The sequence below is a fragment of the Arsukibacterium sp. MJ3 genome, from assembly GCF_000987765.1.
Lineage (GTDB): Bacteria > Pseudomonadota > Gammaproteobacteria > Enterobacterales > Alteromonadaceae > Alishewanella.
The window spans coordinates 69,066-94,610 of sequence record NZ_LAHP01000006.1 but is presented as its reverse complement, the minus strand read 5'-3'; the positions used below and the strand labels follow the sequence as shown (position 1 = coordinate 94,610).

Annotated in this window: 17 protein-coding genes; 8 read left to right on the top strand and 9 right to left on the bottom strand. The window is 49.9% G+C overall.

What is annotated here, in order from left to right:
• Nucleotides 1-104: 104 nt before the first annotated feature.
• Genes VT06_RS06375 through VT06_RS06365 form a run of 3 tightly spaced genes read right to left on the bottom strand, consistent with a single transcriptional unit; the run spans nt 105 to nt 2,766 of the window.
• Nucleotides 105-857 carry an ABC transporter permease gene (locus VT06_RS06375; RefSeq protein WP_046553455.1) on the bottom strand — a complete coding sequence of 251 codons (753 nt, stop codon included), beginning with the start codon at nt 855-857 and terminating at the stop codon, nt 105-107.
• The gene (locus VT06_RS06370; protein WP_046553454.1) at nt 854-1,822 is read right to left on the bottom strand and encodes an ABC transporter ATP-binding protein; all 969 of its coding nucleotides are present in this window, start codon (nt 1,820-1,822) and stop codon (nt 854-856) included. The genes VT06_RS06375 and VT06_RS06370 overlap by 4 nt, the downstream gene beginning before the upstream one ends.
• Nucleotides 1,819-2,766, bottom strand: a complete 948-nt coding sequence (locus tag VT06_RS06365) for an alpha/beta fold hydrolase (RefSeq protein WP_046553453.1) — start codon at nt 2,764-2,766, stop codon at nt 1,819-1,821. The genes VT06_RS06370 and VT06_RS06365 overlap by 4 nt, the downstream gene beginning before the upstream one ends.
• A gap of 179 nt (nt 2,767-2,945) precedes the next feature.
• Here VT06_RS06365 and VT06_RS06360 point away from each other — a divergent pair, with 179 nt between their 5' ends.
• The 3 genes from VT06_RS06360 to dgt all read left to right on the top strand — a co-directional run bounded on the left by VT06_RS06360 (nt 2,946) and on the right by dgt (nt 6,279).
• Complete coding sequence (locus VT06_RS06360) at nt 2,946-4,022, top strand: sensor histidine kinase (protein WP_046553543.1); 1,077 nt, start codon at nt 2,946-2,948, stop codon at nt 4,020-4,022.
• A complete protein-coding gene (locus VT06_RS06355; RefSeq protein ID WP_046553452.1) occupies nt 4,019-4,615 on the top strand; it encodes a DNA-binding response regulator in 597 nt (198 codons plus the stop codon). Before VT06_RS06360 ends, VT06_RS06355 begins: the two co-directional genes overlap by 4 nt.
• A gap of 209 nt (nt 4,616-4,824) precedes the next feature.
• Complete coding sequence (gene dgt / locus VT06_RS06350; RefSeq protein WP_046553451.1) at nt 4,825-6,279, top strand: dGTPase; 1,455 nt, start codon at nt 4,825-4,827, stop codon at nt 6,277-6,279.
• Nucleotides 6,280-6,302: 23 nt separating this feature from the next.
• On the opposite strand, the gene VT06_RS06345 is transcribed toward dgt, so the two are convergent.
• Nucleotides 6,303-8,081 carry an alpha/beta hydrolase gene (locus VT06_RS06345; RefSeq protein ID WP_046553450.1) on the bottom strand — a complete coding sequence of 593 codons (1,779 nt, stop codon included), beginning with the start codon at nt 8,079-8,081 and terminating at the stop codon, nt 6,303-6,305.
• A gap of 137 nt (nt 8,082-8,218) precedes the next feature.
• Between VT06_RS06345 and VT06_RS06340 the strand changes: the two genes are divergently transcribed.
• From VT06_RS06340 to VT06_RS06330, 3 genes are all read left to right on the top strand, one after another.
• Nucleotides 8,219-10,282, top strand: coding sequence for a winged helix-turn-helix domain-containing protein (locus VT06_RS06340; RefSeq protein ID WP_046553449.1), 2,064 nt, complete (start codon nt 8,219-8,221; stop codon nt 10,280-10,282).
• 107 nt (nt 10,283-10,389) lie between these two features.
• Complete coding sequence (locus VT06_RS06335) at nt 10,390-10,941, top strand: DUF3617 domain-containing protein (RefSeq protein ID WP_046553448.1); 552 nt, start codon at nt 10,390-10,392, stop codon at nt 10,939-10,941.
• Nucleotides 10,942-10,968: 27 nt separating this feature from the next.
• A complete protein-coding gene (locus VT06_RS06330) occupies nt 10,969-11,955 on the top strand; it encodes an aldo/keto reductase family oxidoreductase (protein ID WP_046553447.1) in 987 nt (328 codons plus the stop codon).
• Between the two features lie 22 nt (nt 11,956-11,977).
• On the opposite strand, the gene VT06_RS06325 is transcribed toward VT06_RS06330, so the two are convergent.
• Genes VT06_RS06325 through VT06_RS06315 form a run of 3 tightly spaced genes read right to left on the bottom strand, consistent with a single transcriptional unit; the run spans nt 11,978 to nt 15,727 of the window.
• Nucleotides 11,978-12,985: a LacI family DNA-binding transcriptional regulator gene (locus VT06_RS06325; protein ID WP_046553446.1), complete on the bottom strand. Its 1,008-nt coding sequence runs from the start codon at nt 12,983-12,985 to the stop codon at nt 11,978-11,980.
• Between the two features lie 12 nt (nt 12,986-12,997).
• On the bottom strand, nt 12,998-14,368 hold the full coding sequence (locus VT06_RS06320; RefSeq protein ID WP_046553445.1) for a glycoside-pentoside-hexuronide (GPH):cation symporter: 1,371 nt from the start codon (nt 14,366-14,368) through the stop codon (nt 12,998-13,000).
• A 24-nt stretch (nt 14,369-14,392) separates the two neighbouring features.
• Nucleotides 14,393-15,727 carry a GH1 family beta-glucosidase gene (locus VT06_RS06315; protein ID WP_046553444.1) on the bottom strand — a complete coding sequence of 445 codons (1,335 nt, stop codon included), beginning with the start codon at nt 15,725-15,727 and terminating at the stop codon, nt 14,393-14,395.
• A gap of 157 nt (nt 15,728-15,884) precedes the next feature.
• Between VT06_RS06315 and VT06_RS06310 the strand changes: the two genes are divergently transcribed.
• Nucleotides 15,885-17,174, top strand: a complete 1,290-nt coding sequence (locus tag VT06_RS06310) for a sugar MFS transporter (protein ID WP_046553443.1) — start codon at nt 15,885-15,887, stop codon at nt 17,172-17,174.
• On the top strand, nt 17,171-19,723 hold the full coding sequence (locus VT06_RS06305) for a glycoside hydrolase family 3 N-terminal domain-containing protein (protein ID WP_200897924.1): 2,553 nt from the start codon (nt 17,171-17,173) through the stop codon (nt 19,721-19,723). The genes VT06_RS06310 and VT06_RS06305 overlap by 4 nt, the downstream gene beginning before the upstream one ends.
• A 164-nt stretch (nt 19,724-19,887) precedes the next feature.
• Here VT06_RS06305 and VT06_RS06300 read toward each other — a convergent pair whose 3' ends face one another.
• Complete coding sequence (locus VT06_RS06300; RefSeq protein WP_046553442.1) at nt 19,888-22,845, bottom strand: TonB-dependent receptor; 2,958 nt, start codon at nt 22,843-22,845, stop codon at nt 19,888-19,890.
• A 25-nt stretch (nt 22,846-22,870) separates the two neighbouring features.
• Nucleotides 22,871-25,504 carry a glycoside hydrolase family 16 protein gene (locus VT06_RS06295; RefSeq protein WP_235357372.1) on the bottom strand — a complete coding sequence of 878 codons (2,634 nt, stop codon included), beginning with the start codon at nt 25,502-25,504 and terminating at the stop codon, nt 22,871-22,873.
• Between the last annotated feature and the right edge of the window lie 41 nt (nt 25,505-25,545).

Below are 25,545 nucleotides of genomic sequence, written 5' to 3'. Positions count from 1 at the left end.
TATCCAATCACCTTGGATAGTATAAAACATAGCCTATGTTCTACACGGGTTTAAGATACAAGATCCAATTGTTACAAAAACCTTGCCTGCATTTATCTACAGGCTTATGCTTTTTCTGCAGTCAGCTGTTTAAATGACCACAGCGCTAAGCCAGCCAGCAGCGCGCTGGTAATGGTAAGTATTAGCAGATGAACCCAAAGTGCATGGCCTTGATCCATATTGATAACTTTCAGGCCAATTTGCGACAAGTGATAACTAGGCCAAACCCATCCCAACTGCTGTAAAAACGGTGGAAACATACTGATTGGCAGCCATAAACCTGATAAAAACGCCATGGGCAAATACAGCAGGTTCACCACGCCAGGCGCCGTTTTATCGCTTAAGGTTAAACCAAGCATTAACCCTATTAATGCAAATGGCAGGGTGCCCACCAACAGCAGTAGCAGCAACAGCAGCCACTGGCTGTAGGCTAGCCTAACATCGCCAAACAACACTGCCGTACTAAATAACAACAGCATAATCAGTAGTGCAAATACCAGACTGGTGCTCATTTTCGCCAGTAAATAAGCGGCAACCGGCATTGGCGACAAGCGCTTTAAGGTTAACCAGCCGTGCGCCCGGTCGCTGGCAATATTCATCGCAAAGTTAAACATAGCAGGCCCCATAATGCCAAAGCAACTGTAGGTAACCAACATATAAGCCGCCGTGTTACTCCCACCAGAGCGATTGAAGATGACGCCAAAAAATAGGTAAAAGACTACCGGAAAAGCCAGCGATGGCAACACAAAGCCCGGCGTACGCCAGACACTAAGTAAATCGTACCAGGCTTCTTTTTGATAAATACGTACAGTGTTCATGCTGCCGGCTCCTGCGTTGCCAATGTTTGGGTAAGTTGTAAAAAGGCTTGCTCCAGCGCCACTGACTTCACTTCAAGGTCGACAAGCTGCTGATCTTGAGCCAATAAAGCGCGCAGGGTCAGCTCTGGCTGATTACTTTGCAACACCATCAATGGTTGCTGGCTAGCGTTGTCTTGCACACTGTCTTTTACAGTCGCTTGCATAACCGTTTGCACTCCGGGCAGCGCGTTAAGCTGCGCCGGCGTTAAACGGGTACGACATTGAATATACTTGTAAGCGATTTGTGCTTTAAGCTGAGCAGGGCTGTTATTGGCAATAAGCTTCCCCTGATGCAACACGGCAATACGATCTGCCAGTAGTTCAGCTTCTTCCAGATAATGCGTGGTAAGTACCACACTTACCCCTTGCTGCTTTAAGTGGTGAATTTGCTGCCATAACGCCCGGCGTGCCTGCACATCCATACCTAGTGTGGGTTCATCTAAGAACACCAGCCGGGGTTTACCTGCCAGCGCCAGTGCAAATAACAGCCGCTGCTTTTGGCCACCCGATAAGCGACCAAAACGCTGGTTAGCATGAGCCTCTAACCCAGCCAGACTCAGCAAGCCTGTTACAGTGTGGCCTGAAGGATAATAACTGGCGAATAAGTCACATTGCTCAGCAACGGTTAAATTCGCGGTTAGGCTGCCTATTTGCATCATTACCCCCAATTGCTGGCGTAACGCCTGACTACGCGCAGTACCTTGCTGTAACTGGCCCAGTAACTGTATCTGGCCACTGTCTGCAGCAATTAACCCCAACATAGCGGCAATAAAGGTGGTTTTACCAGCACCATTTGGGCCCAACACACAGAGCACTTCGCCGGGTTGCAAGGTTAAATCTATCGCATCAAGCACTTGCTGCTGGCCATAACGTTTGCTTAGGCCAACGCAGCATAACGCGGCATCTACTTGTAATTGCCGGCTCATTGCTGCACCTCGCGATTATTTGCCCGCTCAGCAAGAAAGCGGCCAATCTGGCTATTCATCCATTCTGGTGCATCGGCCATGATGAAATGCTTCGAGTCTCGGGCAAAGGCAAATTGATGATACTGTAACGGGGCGTTAGCCAGCTGGTTTTGATAGTTAGCCTGCACCTGCTCGGGCGTGCTGTAAGGTGCGCCATGTTGTAAGGCACCTAGGGTAAGTACCGGTACCCGAATACTAGCCAGTTGTGGTCGTAAGTCAGCCTGCATTAACTCGCCCATTACCCGACCGCTGGTCATGCCATCTGAGCGGGTCATATCGGCCACAATGCGCCGCTGCCAGTTGTCGTCATTGGCCATACTTTTAGCTATCGCCACAGGATCAAAATTTACCGGAGCGCTAACCTGACTATCAGAGGTATTATTTGCTGCCGATTGCGTAAATAACGCACCTAATGCCGGCAAGCCGTCAACGTTAACCGCTGCACCAATGTGCTCCGGGCTGGTCGCAGCTAAAGCCAACGCCAGATAACCACCAAGTGAATGGCCAATAATCACCGGCTTTTCCAGTTGCTGCTCGGCGATATAGTGCAAAATAGCCTGCTGCTGGATAGCAAGGTAGCCCTCTCCCCAGCTTTGCATTGGTATTGGTTTTACCCCGGCAAAACCGGCCAGGGTGAAAATATGCAGCTGATAATCGTCCTGCAAAGTCTCTACCGTGCTTTGCCAGACATCACCGGATGACGCCACTCCCGGGATTAAAATAATAGCCGGCCCCTGACCTACCACCTTAACCTCAAAGCACGCGCAGGCCTGCTGTTGTAAAGTGGTCAGTGTCGGGTTTGTTGCAATGTCAGACTTTTCTGCGATAGCCGGCAGGCTAAACAGGCTGCCGGTTAAACCTAGTGTCAGAACCAAATTGCATACTGTGGTGTTTAGCTTTTTCATGTTGTGTTCCTCATTGGTAATGTCAATGAGGCCAGTATAAGCAGAGGTGGTGTAATCCACAGGTAACGGTTGTCACCAATAACGGATGACAATTGCCATGTTGTAATATGACCTTTGTCACTGGCGGCAAACACGTTTTATTGATTACACTGCAAGCAGCACTTAACCTGGACACTACTATGAGCCAACCAGATACCCTGCAACAAAAGTTAAGTTGGATTTATCTTATAAACCTTATTTTCTTTATTATTCCGCTTTTAACTGTGCATTTTTCGCTGTGGCAATACCTTAGTATGGCAACAGCTTTGTTGCTTTTTTTAGTCTGTTATTTTTGGGCCTACCGTAGCAGCCGCAATGATATGCACTGGCCCATTGCCGGCATAGTACTGGTTGCCGCGCTAATTACTTCAGTTAACCCCGGCACCATTTCAATGTTTGCTTATGCCGGCTTTTTTATTGGTTTTGCTTATTCACTGCGACGTTACCTGCTGCTGATGGCGTTACTGGTATGTTTATTAGTGTTGCTGGATAGGGTATTGAATATTCACTGGGACCTGTTTTTAATTATGGCCATTCCGACAGTGTTGGCCATTAGCCTACTTGGCCGCGCCGAACAGGCAAAACTTCGGCACCGTCAGGCTGAATTGCAGAGTGAAGATGAAATTAAGCAACTGGCGGCAATGGTAGAGCGCGAGCGTATTGCCCGTGATTTACACGATATTTTGGGCCACACGTTATCCAGCGTCATATTAAAAGCCGACTTAACCACTAAGCTGCTGGCGCATCAGCAGCCTGAAGCTGCCGCGCAGCAGCTAACGGAATTAAGCCAGATTGCCCGGGATGCACTAAGCCTGGTGCGGCAAAGTGTCTCGGGCTACAAACACCAGGGCCTGACAGCTGAAACGGCAAAACTACTGGGCCGCTTAAGAGAGGCGGGCTTTCAGGCAGAACTACACGGCGACATCCCGCAGCTAGACAAACGACGGGAAACCGCGTTAATTTTAGCCCTGACTGAACTTACCACTAATGTTATCCGCCATAGTAATGGTGACTACTGCCAGCTTTTCTTTGCACAGCAAGGGCCGCAACTAATGATCAGCCTTAATGATAACGGCAACAATATCAATATCAGCGAAGGCAACGGTATTACCGGTTTACGCGAACGATTAACCGCTATTGATGCCACGCTACTATTGCAGCGACAACATGGCATGACTGCCACGATTCAACTGCCACTTCAGGAGCAAACAGCATGAATATTTTATTGGCAGAAGATCAGACCATGATCCGCACAGCATTAGCCAGCTTGTTGCGGCTGGAAGCCGGTTTTAGTGTTACCGAAGCCGCTGATGGCGACGCTGCACTTACGCTGTTAAAGCAACAGCCGTTTGATTTACTGCTAAGTGATATTGAAATGCCTGGCTTAACCGGTATTGAATTGGCACAGCATGTTCAACAGCAAAAATTAGCGACTAAAGTGGTGATTATTACTACCTTTGGCCGTGCCGGTTATGTGAAGCGGGCAATGGAGGCCGGTGTTGGCGGTTTCTTATTAAAAGATGCGCCAGTCGCACAACTGGTACAAGCCATTTTGCAGGTAATGGCGGGTAAAAAAGTCGTCGACAGCGAACTGCTGTTAAATTCGCTGGGCGAGCAAGACCCGTTAAGTGAAAAAGAGCGGCAGGCGCTGCGCTTGGCTGCCGACGGCAAAAGCACCAGCGACATTGCCGCTGCCCTGTATATTGCCGAAGGCACTGCCCGTAATTATTTATCAGAAGCGATTAGCAAACTGCATGCTGCTAACCGTATCGACGCTGCGAGGATCGCCCGGCAAAAGGGGTGGCTTTGATCGGCAATAGATTCGATTAGAAGCAACCGGTTAACCCTAAGCCAACCGTTGAGCCCTGGACGGGCGGAAACGAGCCCCCATGGATGGGTTCACGGCGTGTTGGCGTGGGTTAACCGGTCGCGCCCAAACCGTCGGTCATCCGAAAGGCTTTACAGCTGGGCGCTTTTTACGCCACACTGCTGTCATTTGCGGTGTTAACGAGCGTTTTCATGGATTTTCGCACTAAAATCAAAGCCGATAGGCCACTACAAAGCCGCAGTGGCGACTTACAAAGCGCGCTGGAAAGTGACCGCGGGCGGATTATTAACTCGGCCGCGGTGCGCCGCTTGCAGCAAAAAACCCAGGTATTTCCACTGGAGCGCAATGCTGCGGTGCGCAGCCGGCTAACCCATTCGCTGGAAGTGCAGCAAACCGGCCGTTTTATTGTGCAAAGCATTTTCCGGCAGTTAAGCGACGAGCAACAGGCACAATACGGTTTAACCGGCTTAGAGCGGCCGGTTGAATCCTTAGTGGAAATGGCCTGCCTGCTGCACGATGTCGGTAACCCGCCGTTTGGCCATAGCGGTGAAAGCGCCATTAACAGCTGGTTTAGCCAGGCGCTGCCTGAACTGACCACACGGCATCAGCTACAGGACAATGCCTTGTGGCACACCCTGAGTACTGAATTGGCACAATTTGAAGGTAATGCCCAGGCTATCCGGCTGGTGCATAGTCTGCAGCGGATGAACCTGACCTATGCGCAAACCGCCTGCATTTTAAAATATACCCGCATTGGCACCGCCACCAAACCAGCTCCCGGCCACGCCCAAAGCTATTTGCAGAAAAAACCCGGCTATTATTTTGCTGAGCAGACGTTTGTCGACAAGCTGTGGCAAGAGCTGGGTACTGCACCCGGCAATCGTCACCCCCTGACCTACATTATGGAAGCGGCCGATGATATTTCCTACTGCCTGGCCGATCTGGAAGATGCGGTAGAAAAGGGCTTGTTTACGCTGACAGAGCTGGCAAAGCAACTTAACCTGGCATTTGCGACGCAGAATACATCCGGTAAGCTGATTGCCACTCATAGCGGCGGCAGCGAGAGCTTTTCAGCGCTGGTTAAAGCGGCACTGGATAAAGCCGAAGCCGAACCCATTAATAAAAATTCTGAGTTTTTTATCAAACTACGGGTAGGCATGATCCATCCGCTGGTACGCCATGCCGCAGAGCAGTTTATAAGCAATATCGACGCGGTATATCTCGGCAGCTTAAACCGCGCTCTACTGGAAGATGACAGCCAGTACCATGCCATTACTGCCACCTTTAAGCAGGTAGCCCGCCAGTTTGTGTTTAACCAACCCGAGGTGGAAACTCTCGAGTTGCAGGGCCAGCGTATTATTGCTGGCCTGCTCGATTGCTACCAACCGCTACTATTGCTATCTGTGGCTAACTTTAACGCCGTGCTGGCCGAACAGGGCCATGCCTTTGGCCGCGAGCAGCGCCTGGCCCACCGCCTGCCCAATAAGCATGTTGCCGCTTATCAGCTGGCAGCAGCCGCCATCAGCGACGGGCATGGCGCACTTGAGCTGTATTACCGCTGCCGGCTGCTGCAGGACTTTATCAGCGGCATGACCGATCACTTCGCCTTTGATGAATACCAAACCCTGGTACAGTGCGCTAACTAAGCGCCTGACGTTGCAACAGCCGCTCAGGGCAGTTGTAACTGAGCAAACAGCCAGTCCAATGCGGCTTTAATTTGCTCAGGTTGCTGCAAGGCCAGCAGGTGGTCACTGTTAGTCAGCGCAATATACTGGCCATTCGCCAGCTCCGCCTGCTGCTGATTCCAGCTGGTACTTTCCTGTTGCCATAAACGCAGCAGCTCGGCGTTATCCGGGTTAGCGTCAATCTGCGCCTGTTCAAAGTCAGTATCAATCACCGATATGGGTATAGCCGTTAGCATCGGTAACGCCGCATAGGCGTCCAGATCGGCGGTGTAGGCAGCGATTTCCCGCGCCCGGCTTTGCTGATGGCTTACCAGTAAGCGCTGCTGACTGATTAAGTCAAAGTATGGCCAGTCCATCAGCGGGTTGTCGCCGACTAGCTGCTCGGCATGGCTGCGTTCTGCCAGCAATTTTTCTAAGGTACGTTCAGTCCAGGCGCCACTGGCCAGATGCGGAATTAACGCATCAAGATTGGCCAGATACCAATCGGCCGGGTAACCCTTATAAATACTGAGCGCGTTTGGCATGGGCACATCCGGATCAAGTAGCAACATCGCTTTTATATCAATTTCCTGCTGATGATTTTCATAAAAAAGACGAGCGCTAATGCTGGCACTGGCCATCGCGACCAACACGATCTGTTGCTCACCCAATTCATCCAGCACGCCGGCCAAATCGTCGGCAAAGCGGCGGTACGACAAGTCGTCGGCACTATCGCTGAAGCCATTTCCCAGCCGGTCGATGCTGTATACCCGGTACTTTTCAGCCAATAGCGGTTGCAACAAAGCAAACCAGGCGCTGTCGCTATGATAATTTTCATTTGGGCCGGCCAACAGCACCACGGCCGGGCCAGCATTCTGCTCGCCCATTAAGCGCACATGCAGCTGTTTATCGCCCACTTGCACCAGGCTGGAGGCATCAGGCTGGCGCGGGGTATCAAGTTGCTGGAAAAATGTCAGAATTTCGGCTGAGGTATCAAAATGACTAAACTTCCACTGATGCTGACCTTGCTCGATGCTAAATAACTCGGCTTTTTGCCGGCCATTACTGTAACTGAGCAACTCCACCTGATTATCTGCCAGTTTTTGTTTCTGAGCCAATGGTAAGCTGTTGTTTAACTTTGCAAAACGAGCAATTGCCAAAGGAGCGGAGACCAACCCAAAATTTGGGTCTGTCAAACCATCGTAGGGCAATACCGTATCATTTTTGCCCATAGCCATCATAATCGAGACGGACTGCTCAGGCGCACAACTTTGCCACAACTGACCAGACATCGGCGCCGCCACTACAGCAAACCCCTTAAAACGGTTACTCCGATTACAAGCCAGATTTTGAGTGAACAAACCGCCCTGCGAAAACCCCGCAGCATAAATTTCCCCAGCGGCAATGCGTTGCTTGCTACTGATGTCAGCAATAACATCATCAACAAAACCTAAATCGTCAAAACCTAACCGATGCGCAATGTTACAACTACAGCCTTCATTCCACTCTACTGTGCCAGACTGAGGATAAGCGACAATATATTCATCGCTATAGGCACTGAAATTGGCCATACTTTGCATGCTGTTGCTGGTTCCGCCTGAGCCGTGGAACGCCAACAGCAGTTTGTAATCGCGATCTGGCTGAAAATTAGCAGGCAGTTGCAGCAGATAACTGCGATCACCCAATTTAACCAGGTTAGTTTCAGCCCGCTCCTTACTCTCATCGCCACAGCCACTTAGTATACCGGCCAGCAGCAGTAGTAAAAATCTTAGTTGTAATTTCATATTACTTTCCTGTTAACATAAAGTCGCCAGCCAAATTAAAGACAAACCGAAAATTAAGCGATAATGGTTAGGTGATTGATTTGTGATGAAAAGCTTACTATTGCTTTTTATATATAAACAAGGGGTTAAATAAAATAATGAATAGGCAACAATGGCAGCTGGGCCAGCTGATATTTGACCCGCAGCGGCGCACCCTGCAACTGCACGGGCAACACTGCGCGTTAGAGCCAAGACAGGCAGAGCTGTTATTGTTGCTGGCGCAACACGCTGGCGAACCGGTAAGTCGCGAACAATTGATCAGCGAAATCTGGCTGGGCCGGGTGGTTAGCGAAAGTGCGATTAACCGCGCCGTTAGTTTCCTGCGAAAAGCCTGCGCCAGCCTCGATCCAGACACCGACTATATTTCAACTATCCCCAAACTGGGCTACTGCCTGTTACCCAACGCCAGGCTACTGGCCAGCACCTCGAATACGGTTACCACCCCGATAGATAGTCCTGAAATATCTGCAGCAGCACCTGAAGTGACGACCGCCAAGCCCCGCAGCCTGTTGTTATGGCCGCTGCTGATGTTCAGCCTGATAGCGCTGGTGGCAAGCTGGGCCTGGTTGCAAACCGCTGCACCCGATAACAGCAAGCCGGGCGAGGTGCTGATCCCCAAACCGGTAACCAGCTTCGACGGTGCTGAATTTAACATTAGCAGCAGTCTGCAGGGCCAGCTGCTTTATCACCGTCGCGATGCCAATGGCAACACTCACATGTGGCTTTACAGCAACCAGCAGCATACTCCGCTAATAACCGCGGATGTACAGGCTGTTAATGGCAGTATCAGCCCGGATGGTAGTAAAGTGGTTTATCGACAACTCAATGGCGAGCAATGCCAGATTCTACTACTGGCGCTACAGCCGCAAGCGCCTGAACAAAGCTTATTTGCCTGCCCGGCTGACAGCGCATTTCAGGCCAGTTGGCACCCCGATAGCCAACAGTTTTACTATCGGCTGCGCCAAAGCAAAACCCAACCCTATCTGGTTTATCGGTATCAGCTTGCCACGGCCAATCAGCAACAGCTGACTCTGCCAGACCCGGCCAGCGTTAGCGGCGCCATTGCATTGGCAGTGGCGGCAGATGGCAAACAGCTTGCCGTAGCAAGCTACCTTACGCCGGATAGCAGCCGGCTTAGCCTGTATCAGTTGGCGGAGGGGCAGCCGTTGCAATTGCAGCAAGCAACAGACCTTAATATTGGCGTGGTAGACCTAACCTGGCCGGCTGGCAAGCCAATGCTATTGGCCAGTAGCAACCAGGTATATCGGCTGAAAAATGATCTTAGCCTACAGCATTATTTTTACTCACAACTGTCGATAAACTCACTAAGTAGCAGCGGGCGGCAGTTGTTCTTTGCCAGCCAGCAGCAGCAGGCTGAGATCTGGCGCAAGCCATTCACCACCGATGCTCAGGCTACGCCCCATATCACCAGCTCGCAGCTGGATATTTTGCCCAGAGTTAATCAGCAGGACAGTGAATTATTGTTCCTAAGCACCCGCCAGGGGCTGCATCAAATCTGGCGCAAGCCCCATAATGGCCAGGAACATTTGCTGGCCACGCTGCCCGCCTCTGCCGGCTTTACCCGGCTCAGTTGGTCCTATGATCAACGCAGTGTTTATTTTAGCCAACAAGGGGCGGTGTATCAGCTGGATCTGGCCAATAGCCAGTTAACGCCGTTATTCATGTCAGAGCATATGGCCTATGTAGTGAATGCCGGCCCGGACAATAACAACCTGATCTACAGCAGCAATAAAAGTGGCGACTGGCAATTGTGGCGCTACCAGCTAACAGGTAAGCAACACCAGCAATTAACCACCCAGGGTGGCTACAGCGGCTATCTGGTAGGTGATGTCTTGTACTACAGCAAGTTTCATCAAGATGGCTTATGGCAATTAGATCTCAGCAATGGCGAGGAGCTATTGTTATTGGCTGACTTTGACAAAATTAACTGGCTGAACTGGCAGTTGCAAGATAACCGCGTGCTGTATTTTAAGCCAGGTCAGGGCATTTACCGCCAGTCGCTGCAGAACAACGCGCCGGCGGAACAGCTACTGGCCGATAGCTCAGAGCTGGTGCATCATTACAGTGTAAGTAATCAGGCCATTTACTTTGTTAAACGCCAACCTGCGCAAGGTGATGTTTACCAATTGCCGCTGCCATAGCATGCTGGTCTTCGGGGGTAATCCAACCACTTTGCGGTTTTCAGCAGCAGCATCTATGCTTGCTGTTTAAGTTAGCTGTCTTGTTAAAACTGTCATGGAGGATCATCATGCAAGATTATAAAATACACTCCAAATATCGCCTGGCCAGCGCAGCACTTACGGCTGCGATGGTATTAAGCCTTCCGGCGAGCGCCGAAACACCGAAACTGGATATAGAGCCTGGCCTATGGCAACATACCTTTAATATTAAAACTGCCAGTGGCGAGCTGGAACAGGCCATGCAGCAACTGCAGCAACAACTGGCCAGCATGCCGGCAGCCCAGCGGCAAATGATGGAAAAAATGATGTCTGGCCAGGGCTTGTCGCTCGATCTAAAAGGCGGATCGGTGCAGGTATGCCTGACCCAACAAGAAATTGACCGCGGTCAGCTACCGCAACAAGACGGTTGTCAGCAGCAGCTTCGTCAAACTGGCGATAGCAGTTACAGCTTTTCCTTTAGCTGCGATACCAAGCCGCCAACCAGCGGCAGTGGTGATATGACGTTTAGCAGCCGCAAGGCTTATACTGGCAACGCCAGCTTTACTACTGACGTTAATGGCAAAGCCGAGCAAATGTCCATGCAACAAAGCGGCAAATGGCTGAAAGCTGATTGTGGCTAATTTATTCACTTCACGTTAGGACCCGTTATGCCTGATACACCTGTTATAAAGTATCCGTTGGCACAACACCTTCGCCAGCATAGCCCGCTGGTATTTGGTTGTATGAGTTTAGGTGGCGGTTGGAATAGCAACCCGCTGTGTGCCGCCGATATTGCCCAGGCGCATCAGGTTATTGATGCCGCGCTCGAAGCCGGTATTTGTATTTTTGATCATGCTGACATTTATACTTATGGTAAGGCTGAGCAAGCCTTTGGTAAAGTGCTGGCACAACGCCCACAGCTGCGGGCACAACTGTCCTTGCAATCGAAATGTGGTATTCGCTTTGCCAATGCTAACGCGGTACAGCGTTATGACTTTTCAGCGCAGTGGATTACTCAGTCAGTCGATAATATTTTAAGCCGGCTGCAGATAGAGCAACTTGACGTTTTGCTGCTGCACCGGCCCGATCCGCTAATGGAACCGGCAGAAATTGCTGAGACATTTACCCAGTTACAACATAGCGGCAAAGTTAAACATTTTGGCGTATCCAATATGCAGCAACATCAAATGGCACTGCTACAGGATGCCCTTATTACGCCGTTGTTGGTGAATCAACTGGAATTAAGCTTAAGCCACCTGGCCTGGCTGGACGAAGGCACCACAGCCGGTTGCAGTGGCGAGCCTGGAGTTAATTTTAGTAGTGGCACTATCGAGTATTGCCGCCGGCACAAGGTGCAGTTACAAGCCTGGGGCAGTTTAAGCCAGGGCCTGTTCAGCGGCAAAGATGTCAGCACAGAACCACAGCATATTCAGGCCACAGCAGAGCTGGTAAAGCAACTGGCCGCAGAGTATCAGGTAAGTACAGAAGCAATAGTGCTGGGCTGGTTAATGCGCCACCCGGCGAATATACAGCCGGTAATTGGCACAACGAATATAAAGCGTATTGCCGCTTGTGCCGAGGTAAGCCGTGTACAGTTAAGTCGTGAGCACTGGTACGCACTGTATTTAGCAGCCCGCGGCAGCGCATTACCCTAATATTATTTCTTAAATTAATGGGTCAAGTGTGCAAGGCTTCTGCCACTGAGTCACGTGGGATAAGATGCGGGGAAAACACTTGTTGTACGACAATACTACTTTGTTGATAAACCTGCTGCAACACCCACCGCGCCGCCATTTGGCCCATAGCGCTAATCGGATAATCAATAGTGGATAGCTTAGGATAGGTGTAATAGGCAAAGTTAACATTATCAAAACCGATTACCGAAAAATTTGCCGGCACTTCATAACCAAGCTCACGAGCCGCAGTTAGCGCCCCCGAGGCCATTTCGTCATTGGCGCACACTAAAGCACTAAACGGCCGGCCACTGGCCAATAACCATTGCAACCCCTTACTGCCACCGGTTTCCCGAAAATCACCTTCAAAAAACAAGGCATCGTCTGCCGTTAATTGGTATTCGGCTAACGCGCGTTGATGGCCATGAAAGCGATCACGGGCATCCGTTTTCCACATGGGTCCGGCAATATAAGCTATATGACGATGCCCTTGCTGCAGTAAATGGTGAGTTGCTAAATAACCACCTAGTTCATTATCGAGGCTAATACAACGCTCCGCTAACGCTGCCACCTGACGATTCAGTAACACAAAGGGCGTTTCTTTCTTACTCAACTCTATTAAATACTGATCGGTCACTGCTTCCACATGCAAAATCAATGCGTCACAGCTACGGCTGCGCAGAAAGTCGATACCTTCTTCTTCAGTCGCCCGCTCGCTATGTCCGGCGGCAATGATGACATGTTTACCGGCCGCACGGAATTCTGCTTCAATACCGGTTAGCATTTCACCATAAAACGGCCCATGTAACTCAGATACCAGAATACCAATACTGTTAGAACGACTGGACGCCAGTGACTGGGCAATAGAATTAGGCCGGTAACCCAGCTGTTCCATCGCCACCAATACTTTGTCACGAGTCTTATCACTCACCCGGGCGTTGTTATTCATCACCCTGGAAACGGTTGCCAATGATACGCCAGCTAATTCTGATACTTGGTAAATAGTCGCCATGCTGTACCTGTATTATTGTGTTAAAGCGTTTACTCTAGCATGCTCTGGCGTAATCTCACCAGATTGCTCTGCCAGTTGCCGATGAATTTCCAGCACTGTGCTGCTGGTCAGCCGGTAACGGCTCATTACCAAGGCCACCAGTATTGAACCAATGGCAGGTAGCAAGGTAAAACTGAGTAAGATGCCCTGTTGCGTTAGGCTACTTTGTACCACATTGGCTTGATAACCATAGCCGGCCAGTAACCAGCCCGCTAAGGCACCACCGAGGGCCAGCCCCAGTTTAATAAAAAACACGATAGAGGAATACACCAGGCCGGTTATACGAACACCCGTTTTATAATGGCCGTAATCAACGGTGTCGGCCATTTTCGCCCACAGCAAAGGGGTGGCCATTTGTAAAAAGAACCCCCAGAGAAAATACAGGATAAACGCCAACATCAGCTGCTCTGCGCCAACAAAAAAACTAACAATGCAAATAGTAGCGGCGATTAACTGCAGGCCTATGTAGGCTTTTATTTTGTCAATATAACGACAAAGCCATTGCGCAACCGCACAGCCAACAATATTGCCCAGCATGCCTAACGTAACAAAAGCAGTGATCAAATCTGCACGCCCGAGAAAGTACTTAACATAGTAAATCGCCAGGGTAGACCGCAGCACCATACCGGTAAGCAGAAAAAACGCGGCGACGCACAAAATGCGCCACTGGTCATTCTGCCACAATTCCTGAACGCTACTACGCAGAGTAAGTTGTTGAGCAACCGGGGTAGTAACCCGCTCCCGGGTGCCATAAAAGCACAATAAAAATAACACTACACCCAGAGCGCTCATAGCCGCTATCGTTAGCTGATACCCTTTGGCGCTATCTCCATTACCAAAATAATTAACTAGTGGCAAGGTGCAGGCAGTGACTAATAAGCCGCCTAACATGCCAAACACAAAACGGTAGGACTGCACGGAAACCCGCTCGGTAGGATCAGCCGTTAACACCCCACCCAACGCTGAGTAGGGAATATTAATAGCGGTATAGGCCAACATCAGTAAGGTGTAAGTAACAAAGGCGTAAATAACTTTACCATTAGCGGATAAATCAGGGGTGGTAAACGCCAGTACACTACAAAAAGCGAAAGGCAATGCCAGCCATAATAAATAAGGGCGGTATTTACCATGGCGACTATTTGTTTTATCCGCTAGCACGCCCATTAACGGGTCGGTTATAGCATCAATAATCCGCACCAATAAAAACATACTGCCGACTACCGCGGGTGAAATGCCAAAAATATCGGTATAAAAAAACGTCAAAAACAACATAACGGTCTGAAACACGATATTACTGGCCGTATCGCCAAGGCCATAGGCTATTTTTTCCCGCTTTGTCAGCATGCTAACTCCAAGATCACTGTTTTGTTATTTTTGCCGTCCGGCGAACAAGTCGCGTAGCGCTATGGCACTGGTTTTCAGTGTGCGCTGCTGGGTGGCGTAATCAACATAGATTATGCCAAAGCGTTTAGCATAGCCTTCAGCCCATTCGAAATTATCCATCAGGCTCCAGGCAAAATAGCCATCAATCCGCATGCCAGCGTTAATAGCATCTTCTGTTGCCTGCAGATGCTGCTGAAAATAGCTCACCCGATCGGGGTCATCAACTTGCCCGCAGGCCAGCGTGTCCGGCATGGCCGCGCCATTTTCGGCAATATAAACCGGTGGCAAAGCATAACGGCGATGCATTGCCAGTAATATCTCGGTCAGGCCCTTCGGATAAATTTCCCAGCCCATATCGGTTAACGGTGGCATGGTCGGTGGTACGTCACTAAACCAGCCTTTATCATTAGCGCGATACACGGTGCGGGTATAGTAATTTACCCCAAGATAATCCAGAGGCTGAGCAATAATGGCCATATCGCCAACACCAATGTCTGGCTGTTCAGTAACGGACAGTTGGCGTATTAAATCCGGGTAACGGCCTTCTATTAATGGCTGAATATACCAGTGATTATGGTACTGATCGGCCATTTCAGCCGCTCTGATATCAGCGGCGTTATTGCTGGCCGGGTGGCAAGGACTAAAATTCAGCACGATACCGTTTTTGGCATGTGCTGCATTTTTTTGCAACACCTGCATCGCTAAGCCGTGAGCCAGTAATAAATGATGCGCCACCTGGCGGCCTTGCTGACGGTTTTGTACACCGGGCGCATGAATACCGGCCTCATAACTTAAATAGGCGCTGCAAAACGGCTCATTTAAGGTGGCATAAGAATACACTCGCTCGCCAAAGGCCTTACTAATCATATCGGCATAATCAGCAAATTTATAAGCCGTATCGCGATTTAACCAACCACCGGCGTCTTGCAGATACTGAGGCAAATCCCAATGGTACAGCGTAACAAAGGCTTTTATATTGTGGGCTTGTAAAGCATCCAGCAACTGCAGATAAAAATCTAATCCCGCCTGATTAACACTACCATCAACCTTAATAACCCGGCCCCAGGCAATAGAAAACCGATACGCGTCCACGCCAAGTGCCGCGATGAGCTCAATATCCTCGCGCCAGCGATTAACATGATCGCAAGCCACCAGGCCATTAGATCCATCTTTAATGCGGCTGGGCTCGGCACAAAAAGTATCCCAAATGCAAGGTAGCCGGCTATCAGCCGCACCTTCAATTTGAAACGACGCGGTAGCGACCCCAAAAACGAAATCTGGCTGCAGCAGGGCTGAGTTGTTGGCTAAAGAGATTTTCATCAGTTTGGCTATCTTCCGAACGTAAAGTGACTGGCAGCTGCACGACAAAAAATTTGCCAACAGCGTGATATATGCTATAAATGAAAGCGCTTACATAATACTAGACGGCCATGCACAACACGTCAATATAAAACACTATGCACCTAAGGGGGACAAGATGGCAGCAACACCAATACCGGTAACAGCAGGCCTTAGCGCCGATGGCGGCGGCAACAATTATCGCTTTGCACTTACCGCTCTAACCTCCTTGTTTTTCATGTGGGGGTTTATTACCTGTCTAAACGACATTTTAATTCCCTATTTAAAAATGTTATTCGACTTAAATTACACTCAGGCCATGCTAATCCAGTTCTGTTTCTTTGGCGCCTATTTTATTGTCTCAGTACCTGCCGGTATGCTGGTCAGCAGAATTGGCTATAAAGCCGGTATTGTTACCGGTTTATTAATAGCAGGTGCCGGCTGCCTGTTATTTGTACCTGCCGCTGCCGCTCATGTGTACGCCATGTTTTTGTTGGCACTGTTTGTGCTGGCCTCGGGTATTACTATTTTACAAGTGGCCGCCAATCCTTATGTGAGTGTATTGGGGCAACCAGAAACCGCGCCCAGCCGCTTAACCATGACCCAGGCCTTTAATTCTTTGGGTACCACTGTAGCGCCCTTTTTTGGCGCCTGGTTAATTTTTGGCGGTATGGATGTACCCGAGCCAGTAGCGGGTGCGGTTACTGAGTCAACAGTACAGTTACCTTATATAATATTGGCCGCCAGTCTGGTGTTACTGGCAATAATTTTTACCTGGTTAAAACTGCCGGCGATGGGTAAAAAAGATCCTACCGCAGCGCTGCCGCTGGGCGGTGAAGCCTGGAAACAACGGCATTTAATGCTAGGGGCCTTAGGTATTTTTGTTTACGTTGGTGCAGAAGTCGGCATTGGCAGCTTTTTAGTCAGCTACCTGTCAATGCCAGAAATTGGTGGCATGACAAAATCGGCAGCCTCGCATTACATTGCCTGGTACTTTGGTGGCGCGATGCTTGGCCGGTTTATTGGTGCGGTGGTGATGCAAAAAGTCAGCGCGGGCAAGGTGCTGGCCTTTAATGCGGTATGTGCCGTGTTGCTGGTGGCTTTAACTATTTTATCGTCTGGAAAGTTAGCCATGTGGTCACTGCTGCTGGTCGGTTTGTGTAACTCTATTATGTTCCCCACTATTTTCAGCTTAGCCATTGCCGGTTTAAAACAATACACCGGTCAGGGGTCGGGCATACTGTGTCTGGCTATTGTTGGTGGTGCTATCTTACCGCTGCTGCAAGGCGTGCTAGCAGACAACGTTGGGGTGCAGCAAGCCTTTATCTTACCGTTGCTGTGTTATCTCTATATTGCTTTTTATGGCATCAATGGCTGCAAGCCCCGCGCCGTGGCTAATACTGCAAATGCGGCTAAGGAAGCACTATGATGTTGCCAGCAAAACCATTTTATCTGAAACCCTTGTTACTGGCAGTAAGCAGCAGCTTATTACTGGCGGCTTGTTATAAACACGCCCCTGAACCGGCGACAAACCAGCCGCAAAATGCTACCGATATCAGTATCTGGCCACAGCTAACCTTACCTATAGCACAAGACAGTGCTACCGAGCAGGGGATTACTAAGCTAATGGCGGGCATGACCTTGGCGCAAAAAATTGCCCAGATGATCCAGCCAGAAATTCGCGATATTACCGTTGCCGACATGCGTAAATATGGCTTCGGCTCCTACCTTAACGGCGGTGGTGCTTTTCCCAACGATGATAAGTATGCCACCCCAGCCGATTGGATAGCGCTGGCCGAAAGCATGTATCAGGCGTCAATTGATAATAGCCTCGATGGCAGCAGCATTCCGACCATGTGGGGCACCGATGCCGTGCATGGCCATAACAATGTACTTGGTGCCACTTTATTTCCGCACAATATTGGTTTAGGCGCAGCGCATAACCCGCAACTCATTGAAGAAATAGCCAAAATCACCGCCCGCGAGGTAATGGTTACCGGTATTGATTGGGTATTCGCCCCCACCGTTGCGGTGGTGCGTGATGATCGCTGGGGCCGCACCTATGAAGGGTATTCAGAAGATCCGGAAATAGTGCACGATTATGCCGCCGCTATTGTTACTGGCTTGCAAGGCGCCGCCGATAAAGATTTTCTGGGTGCCGAGCGGGTCATTAGTACCGTTAAACACTTTGTTGGTGATGGTGGTACGGTAGGCGGTGATGACCAGGGCGACACTATTGCCACCGAGCAAGCACTGTTTAGTATTCATGCCCAAGGCTATGTTGGTGGTTTGCAGGCTGGCGCGCAAAGTGTTATGGCATCCTTTAACAGCTGGCATGGCGAAAAAATCCATGGACATAAATATTTGCTAACCGATGTACTAAAAGATCGCATGGGCTTTGATGGTTTTATTGTGGGTGATTGGAACGGTCATGGCCAGATCCCAGGTTGTAGCAACGATAACTGCCCGCACGCTGCACTGGCAGGGTTAGATATGTTTATGGTGCCCACGCCAGCCTGGAAACCGCTGTATGAAAACCTTATTGCACAAGTAGAAAGCGGCGTTATTCCGATAAGCCGCGTAGATGACGCAGTTCGGCGTATTTTGCGGGTAAAATTACGCGCCGGATTATTTGATAAGCCCAGCCCGGCTAATCGGCCGTTGTCGGGTAAAACGGAGTTAATTGGTTCAGCTGAACACCGGGCAGTTGCTCGTCAGGCTGTGCAACAATCATTAGTGCTGCTAAAGAACAACAACACGTTATTACCATTAAACCCCAAGCAACGTATTTTGGTTACCGGTGAAGGTGCAGACAACATTGGAATGCAATCTGGTGGCTGGACCATTAGCTGGCAGGGTACCGGTAACAGCAATAGTGACTTCCCCGGTGGCAGTTCAATTTATGCCGGTATTCAGCAAGCGGTGATCGCCGCAGGCGGCAGCGTTGAGCTAAGTACCGATGGCCGTTACCAAAGTAAGCCAGATGTGGCAATAGTAGTGTTTGGCGAGCAACCTTATGCCGAGGGCAATGGCGATTTAGATAATTTGGAATTTCAGCGTGGCAATAAAACGGATTTGGCCCTGTTACAACAACTAAAAGCTGACGGCATTAAGGTGGTTGCGCTGTTTATCAGTGGCCGGCCACTGTGGGTGAATCCGGAACTAAACGCATCAGATGCCTTTGTTGCCGTTTGGCTGCCGGGCAGTGAAGGCGCTGGCGTAGCTGATGTCATCATGGCGCAAGCCGATGGCAGTGTAAACCTCGACTTTCGCGGCAAGCTGTCGTTTAGCTGGCCCGCTACAGCGCAGCAACAGGTTAACCGGCACGACACCGACTACCAGCCACTGCTGCCGTATGGTTTTGGCCTTCGCTATGGTGAAGCCAGCACTTTAAGCAATGCGTTGTCTGAGCAAATAGAACAACGTAATCAGCTGACCGACTTAGTGATATTTGAACGTGCACCGCGTTCACCCTGGCAATTACAGTTGCAAAGCGGCAATGACACGGCCATGGTCACCAGCAGCATTCAGCAGCTGGCCGCGATTAGCAGCCGCACCTTTGATAAAGACGTGCAGGAAGATGCCCGCCGCTTTGAATTCGACGGCAGCAGCAATGCCACACTGAGTTTTATTAGCCCGTTTCCACGAGATTTACGGGCCTATGCTGAAGCCGATAGCCAGCTAACGGTGTTAGTAAAACGCCAAGGCAACGTGCCGGCCAACGTTACGCTTGGCATGGGGTGTGGTGACAACTGTTCAGGAGAAGTGAATATTAGCAGTGCGCTGGCCGCCATGCAGGAAAATCAATGGCAGCCATTAGCTGTTAATTTGCGTTGCTTACAGCAGCAGGGAATGAACGTAAGCCAAGTATTTAAGGTGTTGTCTATCCAAAGCAGTGGTGAATTAAACCTAAGCCTGGCCGATGCCCGAATTAGCCCGGCCAATAATGAGCGACACACTGCGGTGGCTTGTCAGTAAACAAGCTGAGCATTAACGGGGGCGCCAACTGGCGCCCTTTTTATATCCTGCCACTGTGCCTATACTCTCATCTCAGCGACTGCCGCTAGTAATAAGTACGCACCAGCTCAAAAAAAAGTGCCCGCATGCGGACACTAACTTGGCGTTACAACCAGGGTGAAAAATTAGAAACTATAGCGGGCACCTACGACATAACGTGGCCCGTACTGGCGGGCAAACAGGAATTGCTCTTCGTAACGGCCATAACCTTGCTCGGTTTCGTTGGTCAGGTTAATACCTTCAAAAAACACGGTAAAGTTATCGTTGACGTCGTAATTAACACTTAAGTCCCACTGCGCATACTCTTTAGCAAACTGCGGCGGCGCATCTGACGAGCCTTGGCCCTGGCCTACGCCAATCAGGTAGCTGTCGCGCCAGGCATATGTCGCTTTAATCGAGATACCGTCTTTTTCATAAAATAACTGAAGGTTAGCGGAATCACTCAGCCCAGTTAATGGTGACTGCTGCTCCAAACTTTCAGTATCAAACTTAACATCACCATTTACCAGCGTGCCATTAATGCCTATACCAAAACCACTGTCACCAAACACATGCTGAATAGCGGCCTCAATCCCATCAACTTCTTTGGTATCGGTATTACGGGGTTGGCTAATACTCCAGACAATTAGTGGGTCAGCACTGGTTGGCTCAATTTTACCGTCAGCATTACCATCACCGTTTGCCAGCATTTGTGCGAACACTGCAGTACTGGTAGCTTGCTCACCACTGGCTTCAATGTCGGCTATTGCCCGTAAGTAACGCGGGCCATTTAAAATATCGTGTAACCCCTCGATGGTAATGTCAGTAATATTCGTTTGAATGAAGTTATCAACACTTTTTCTGAAATAACCAATGGCCGCATAGCTACCCTGGGCATAGTAATATTCAAGACTTAAATCAAGGTTGGTTGACTCAAAGGGCAGCAAGTTAGTATTACCCTGGCCACCGCTGCGTGAACCGGGTTTTGGGCTGCCGGTTAAACTGCGACCGCCCGCTAAAGCACCAAGTGGTGCCCGGGCAATGGTTTTACCCCAGGAAAAACGTGCAACAACATCATCAGTAACATCCACTTTTACATCAAACATCGGCAACAATACGTCGTGGTTACCGTTCAGGGCGAGGAAGTTATCCGCACCACCGGCTTCGTACTGCATAATCCATTCGGAGGCACTTTCCCAGTTAACCTGTCGCTCTACCCGCTGGCGAACGGTACTGGTAACGTCGGTTTCTTCATAGCGCAAGCCCACATTTAGCTGTACCGGGTAATCCGCAACGTCAAATTCCCATTGAGATTGCAAATAAACACTGTTAGTAACTTCTTCCACATAGCTTTCGCTATCAATACCATCAAAGTAAGCATCCGGTACATAAGCATCACCACCTAAAACGGCTTCGGTTAAAAAAGCAGCCTGACGTGCCACCGCTTCATCAAAATCGTAGCTGTAATAGTAATTGCTTAACAACGCATCGCCACCGCCACTAAATTGGTCGAGAAAATGACTGGTGCTATTTCGGGTAAACATGCTATCCGGAAAAATCTCAGCAAAGCTAGGGTTAAAACCCGGACCGCCACGCAACCCACTCCAGGCATTCAAGCCACCCATTTCCTGCTCAGTACGGCCAATACCACCGGTAACTTTCACCAGAGGAATACGGGTAAAGCGTGAGTTATACCAGTTCGCGTCTAACTGCAATTGCTTAATGGCAGATTCGCCCGGTGAATGGATGAACTGGCTGAAATTAGAATCAATTTCACCCGGTTGCAACTCGTTTGTGCCATTACGCCAGCGCACGAAAGCCTGCGGAATTTCACCGGTGCGATAATCATAAATTTTAGACCGTAACTGGTCTGAACCTAAAATAACCTGCCCGGCGTTGCCGCTGCCTTTGTCAGCACCGTTATCAGTTTTATTGGTTGAGTCGTGATAATCAACACTTAAATCCAGATCGTCGGTCAGTTGCCAGTCCATATTTAAACCAATAGAACGGGCTTTTACTTCGGTTGTGCCTTTATTAGCGGTAAATGACGCATCATCACCACTTATGTCGGCAAAGATAGCAGTGCCCCGTTCATCCAGCTCATACGCATTTATATTGGCACCAAAATTGTTCCAAATACCCCAACCACTACTTTCAGCGCCGGTTAACGCCCGACTGGCAGTGTAATCGGCCGTAAAGGTTAAGGCATCGGTAGGCGCAAACTGCAAGGTTAACTGACCGTTGGTGCGTTCGCGCTGTACATCTTCAATAGCGTAGTTCATGTCTTTTGGGAAAAACGCTGGCCCAAGCTTATTGCCTTGTGCATCTTCCGGCCGAGCGTCTGTTACTTTTGAGGCATCAAGCGCGGGTAAGGTATTTTGTACCTGCCAACCCTGAATATTAGCCTGCTGACTTTGAAAATCACGGCGCTGATGCGAGAACGACAGCGCTACCCCAAAGCGATCATCAGCAAACGTATTACTATAAATGCCGGCCAGTTCAGGCGTAACATCATCGCCTTTAACGTTAGAACTGTCGTGCAGCGCCTTAGCCATTACCGCCAGTTTTTGACCAGGGCTGGATAAAGGTTTAGCCGTGACGATATTAACCGTTGCCCCTAAGCCGCCACTGGGTGTTTCAGCACGAGAAGTTTTAAAGACTTCCAGTGCACTAACACCCTCGGCTGACAAGTTTTCTAAGTTGTAAGAGCGGGTATAGCCGGTGCCTGGCATCTGGCGGCCATTTAACGTTACAAGGTTAAATTCCGGGCCAAATCCCCGCACGGTTATCTGGCTACCTTCACCATTAACCCTGCTTACCGAGACACCGGTAATGCGTTGTAATGACTCTGCCAGGTTGGTATCAGGGAACTTACCCATTTCTTCAGCAGAAATAGCATCCACCACCCCTGAGCCTTCACGTTTCATGTTCATGGACCGAGCCAAACTGCCGCGAATACCTTTTATCTGAATAATTTCAACATCTACTGCTTGCGCTTGTTGTTGTGCGTTATCTTGCGCCTGCGCTGGCATTAGCAGGCCAGCTGTTAGCACGACTGACACAGCAATGGCGACCTGGCTTTTATTAAATAGTATTGGTTTCATAATCGTCCTACTCTTGTCGCACTGATTAGTTATTAGAAATTTCAGCGTTATCAATTTGATATACCGCACCTGAACCCGTACCCCAGGCCGGGAATACCATGATCACACTGATGTCGCTGATATCTAAGCCAGCGTCAAACAGGCTTTGCAGCGGGAAACTATAGCGTTGCCACTCGCCGGTAACCGGCGCCTGATCATTGTTACCCGCCGCTAACGGCAGCTCTACCGCGCTGGCGGCACCGCTAGATTCAATTTTAAATAGCCAGCTGGAGTCAGGGTTGGCAGGGGCATTCACCAGCCGCATATCAAAGCTAACGCTGCCATTTGCCAGCAACGGCGAGGCGTCGTATGCCGCATCTTCATTGGCTAAAAAGCCCAGTACCGTTTCAGGCGAACCACTAATTTCAAACTGCGCTACCGCACCATAGGGCGCATCAACAGTGACTATCTGTGGGGTAGAACCGGCGCAGCAATCCCATAAGCTCCAGTTTGGATTAACCGCATCACGAAACAAGGTTAACGGGCCGTCTGCACTGGCATTAGGGTTAAAAATCCGCACATTATCCAGCCGGTACACTGCACCATTGCCGGTATCCCAGGCGGGGAATACCATCAGTACGTCAATGGCACTGATATCCAGCCCGGCATCAGACAGGCTTTGCATGCTAAAGGTATACGTGGCCCACTGGCCGGTCACCGGTTCCTGGCCGCCGTTGCCGGCACTTAATGCCAACTCTACTGCCGAGTCGCCACCGGCGGCTTCTATTTTAAACAACCAACTGGAATCGGGATTAGCAGCCGCAGTAATGACCTTAACGTCAAACTGCACCACGCCTTCACTTAACAAGGCGGAGGCATCAAACGGCTCGGCCGCCGCTGCCAATAAACGCGTGTTAAAACCCATTACCGTTGGCGTAGCACCAATAGTAAACTCAGCAGTCAGGCCATGCGTTTCGTCGTCCAGTACTTCAATTGGCGTGGTGCCACCACAACAATCCCACAGTGGCCAGGCCAGGTTTTGGCCATCAGTAAAGATCACCAGCTCAGGTGACGCAGTAGCTGGCTGAGCAATTTGGACATTGTCTACCCGGTATATCGCGCCATTGCCGGTATCCCAAGCCGGGAAAATCATTACAACATCTATCGCTGATAAATCTAACCCGGCATCAGCCAGCATTTGCAGCGGGAAGGTATAGCTCTGCCATTGACCTGTAACCGGCGCAACACCCTCAATGCTGGTGGTAATGGGCAGTTCCGCAAAGGTGGTGTTTTCGTTACTTTCAACTTTAAACATCCAGCTTGAAGCAGGATTCGACGGTGCCGATACCACCTGCATATCAAAACTAATGCTACCGTTTTCTATTAAAGGCGAAGCATCAAACGGGCTGGCAACACCCGGGGCGGTAACAAATGCCGACCGGCTGACAAAACCATTTACCGTAGGCTGTGGCCCTACCAGAAACTCATACACATCGCCACGGTCGGCATCTGCAACTAAGGCAGGCACTGAACCTGCACAGCAATCCCACGCGGGCCAGTTTGGATTAGGCGTACCATCAAAAATGGTCAGGTTTTGCGCCACACCCGAAGACGGTGGCGACGGAATAGGCGCTTCGCCCGTTACCAACGTCTGTTCGTCTTTATAGCCGGCACGCACGGTTTCACAACCTTTGCCGCTGTCCAAGTCTTGCCCACACTGATATACCCGTACATAGTCAATTTGATAAGCCTGACCGTCGGCAAAAGCCGCAGCATCAATCCCCAGGTTGTTAACGTTTTCTGGCCAGTTACCACCCACGGCTAAATTCAGCAGAAGATGAAAACGTTGATCAAAGGGTGCACTGTTCCACTGAGTTTGCAGCTCGCCACTGATAATATTAAAATACTCGGCAAACCAGCCACGATGACTGAGGCCAACCGCTTCACCACGGCTGTTGAAGCGCACTTTTGACGCCATTTGTGTTTGGAACAAATAGCCATCAACGTACCAGCGAATTTCGCCTTCCTGCCATTCAATAGCGTAAGTATGAAAATCATCAGCCGGATTTATGCCATCAGGCAGCAGATAGGCTTTGCCTGAGCTAGCATTATTTGGCCAGTCACGGCCATAATGTATGGTGCCGTGCACATTGGCTTCAGCAGTACCATCGTCTGCCACCACTTTCAGGTTAACCGCTTCAATAATGTCTATTTCACCCGATTTTGGCCAGCCACCGTAAACTTCATCGGTAGGCAACATCCAAAAAGCAGGCCAGGCGCCCTGGCCTGCTGGCAGCTTGGCACGCATTTCAAAGCGACCATATTTAAAGTCGCCCTGATATTTAGTATTTAGCCGAGCCGAGGTATACGGCAACGGTGCGCCTGCTGCTGCAGGTTTAGCCACAATATGCAGCTTGCCGTCAGTTACAAAGGAATTATCCGAGCTGTCGGTATAGCATTGCTTTTCCTGATTGCCGCCACCGGAGCAATTAACTTCATGCGTCCACTTAGTTTCATCAATGCGGGTACCGTTAAACTCGTCACTCCATACCAGTTGCCAGTCACTGACCGGCTCGGTAGGGGTAATTGCAGTAAAATCTGAGTTAGTGGCAACATCGCCACCGCAACCGGCAAGGCCTGCCACCATAAATAAGGCGGTTAACGCTGAAATTTGTTTCATTTTTATAATCATCCCCTGGGTCTTTGCTACCTGCTGACTGA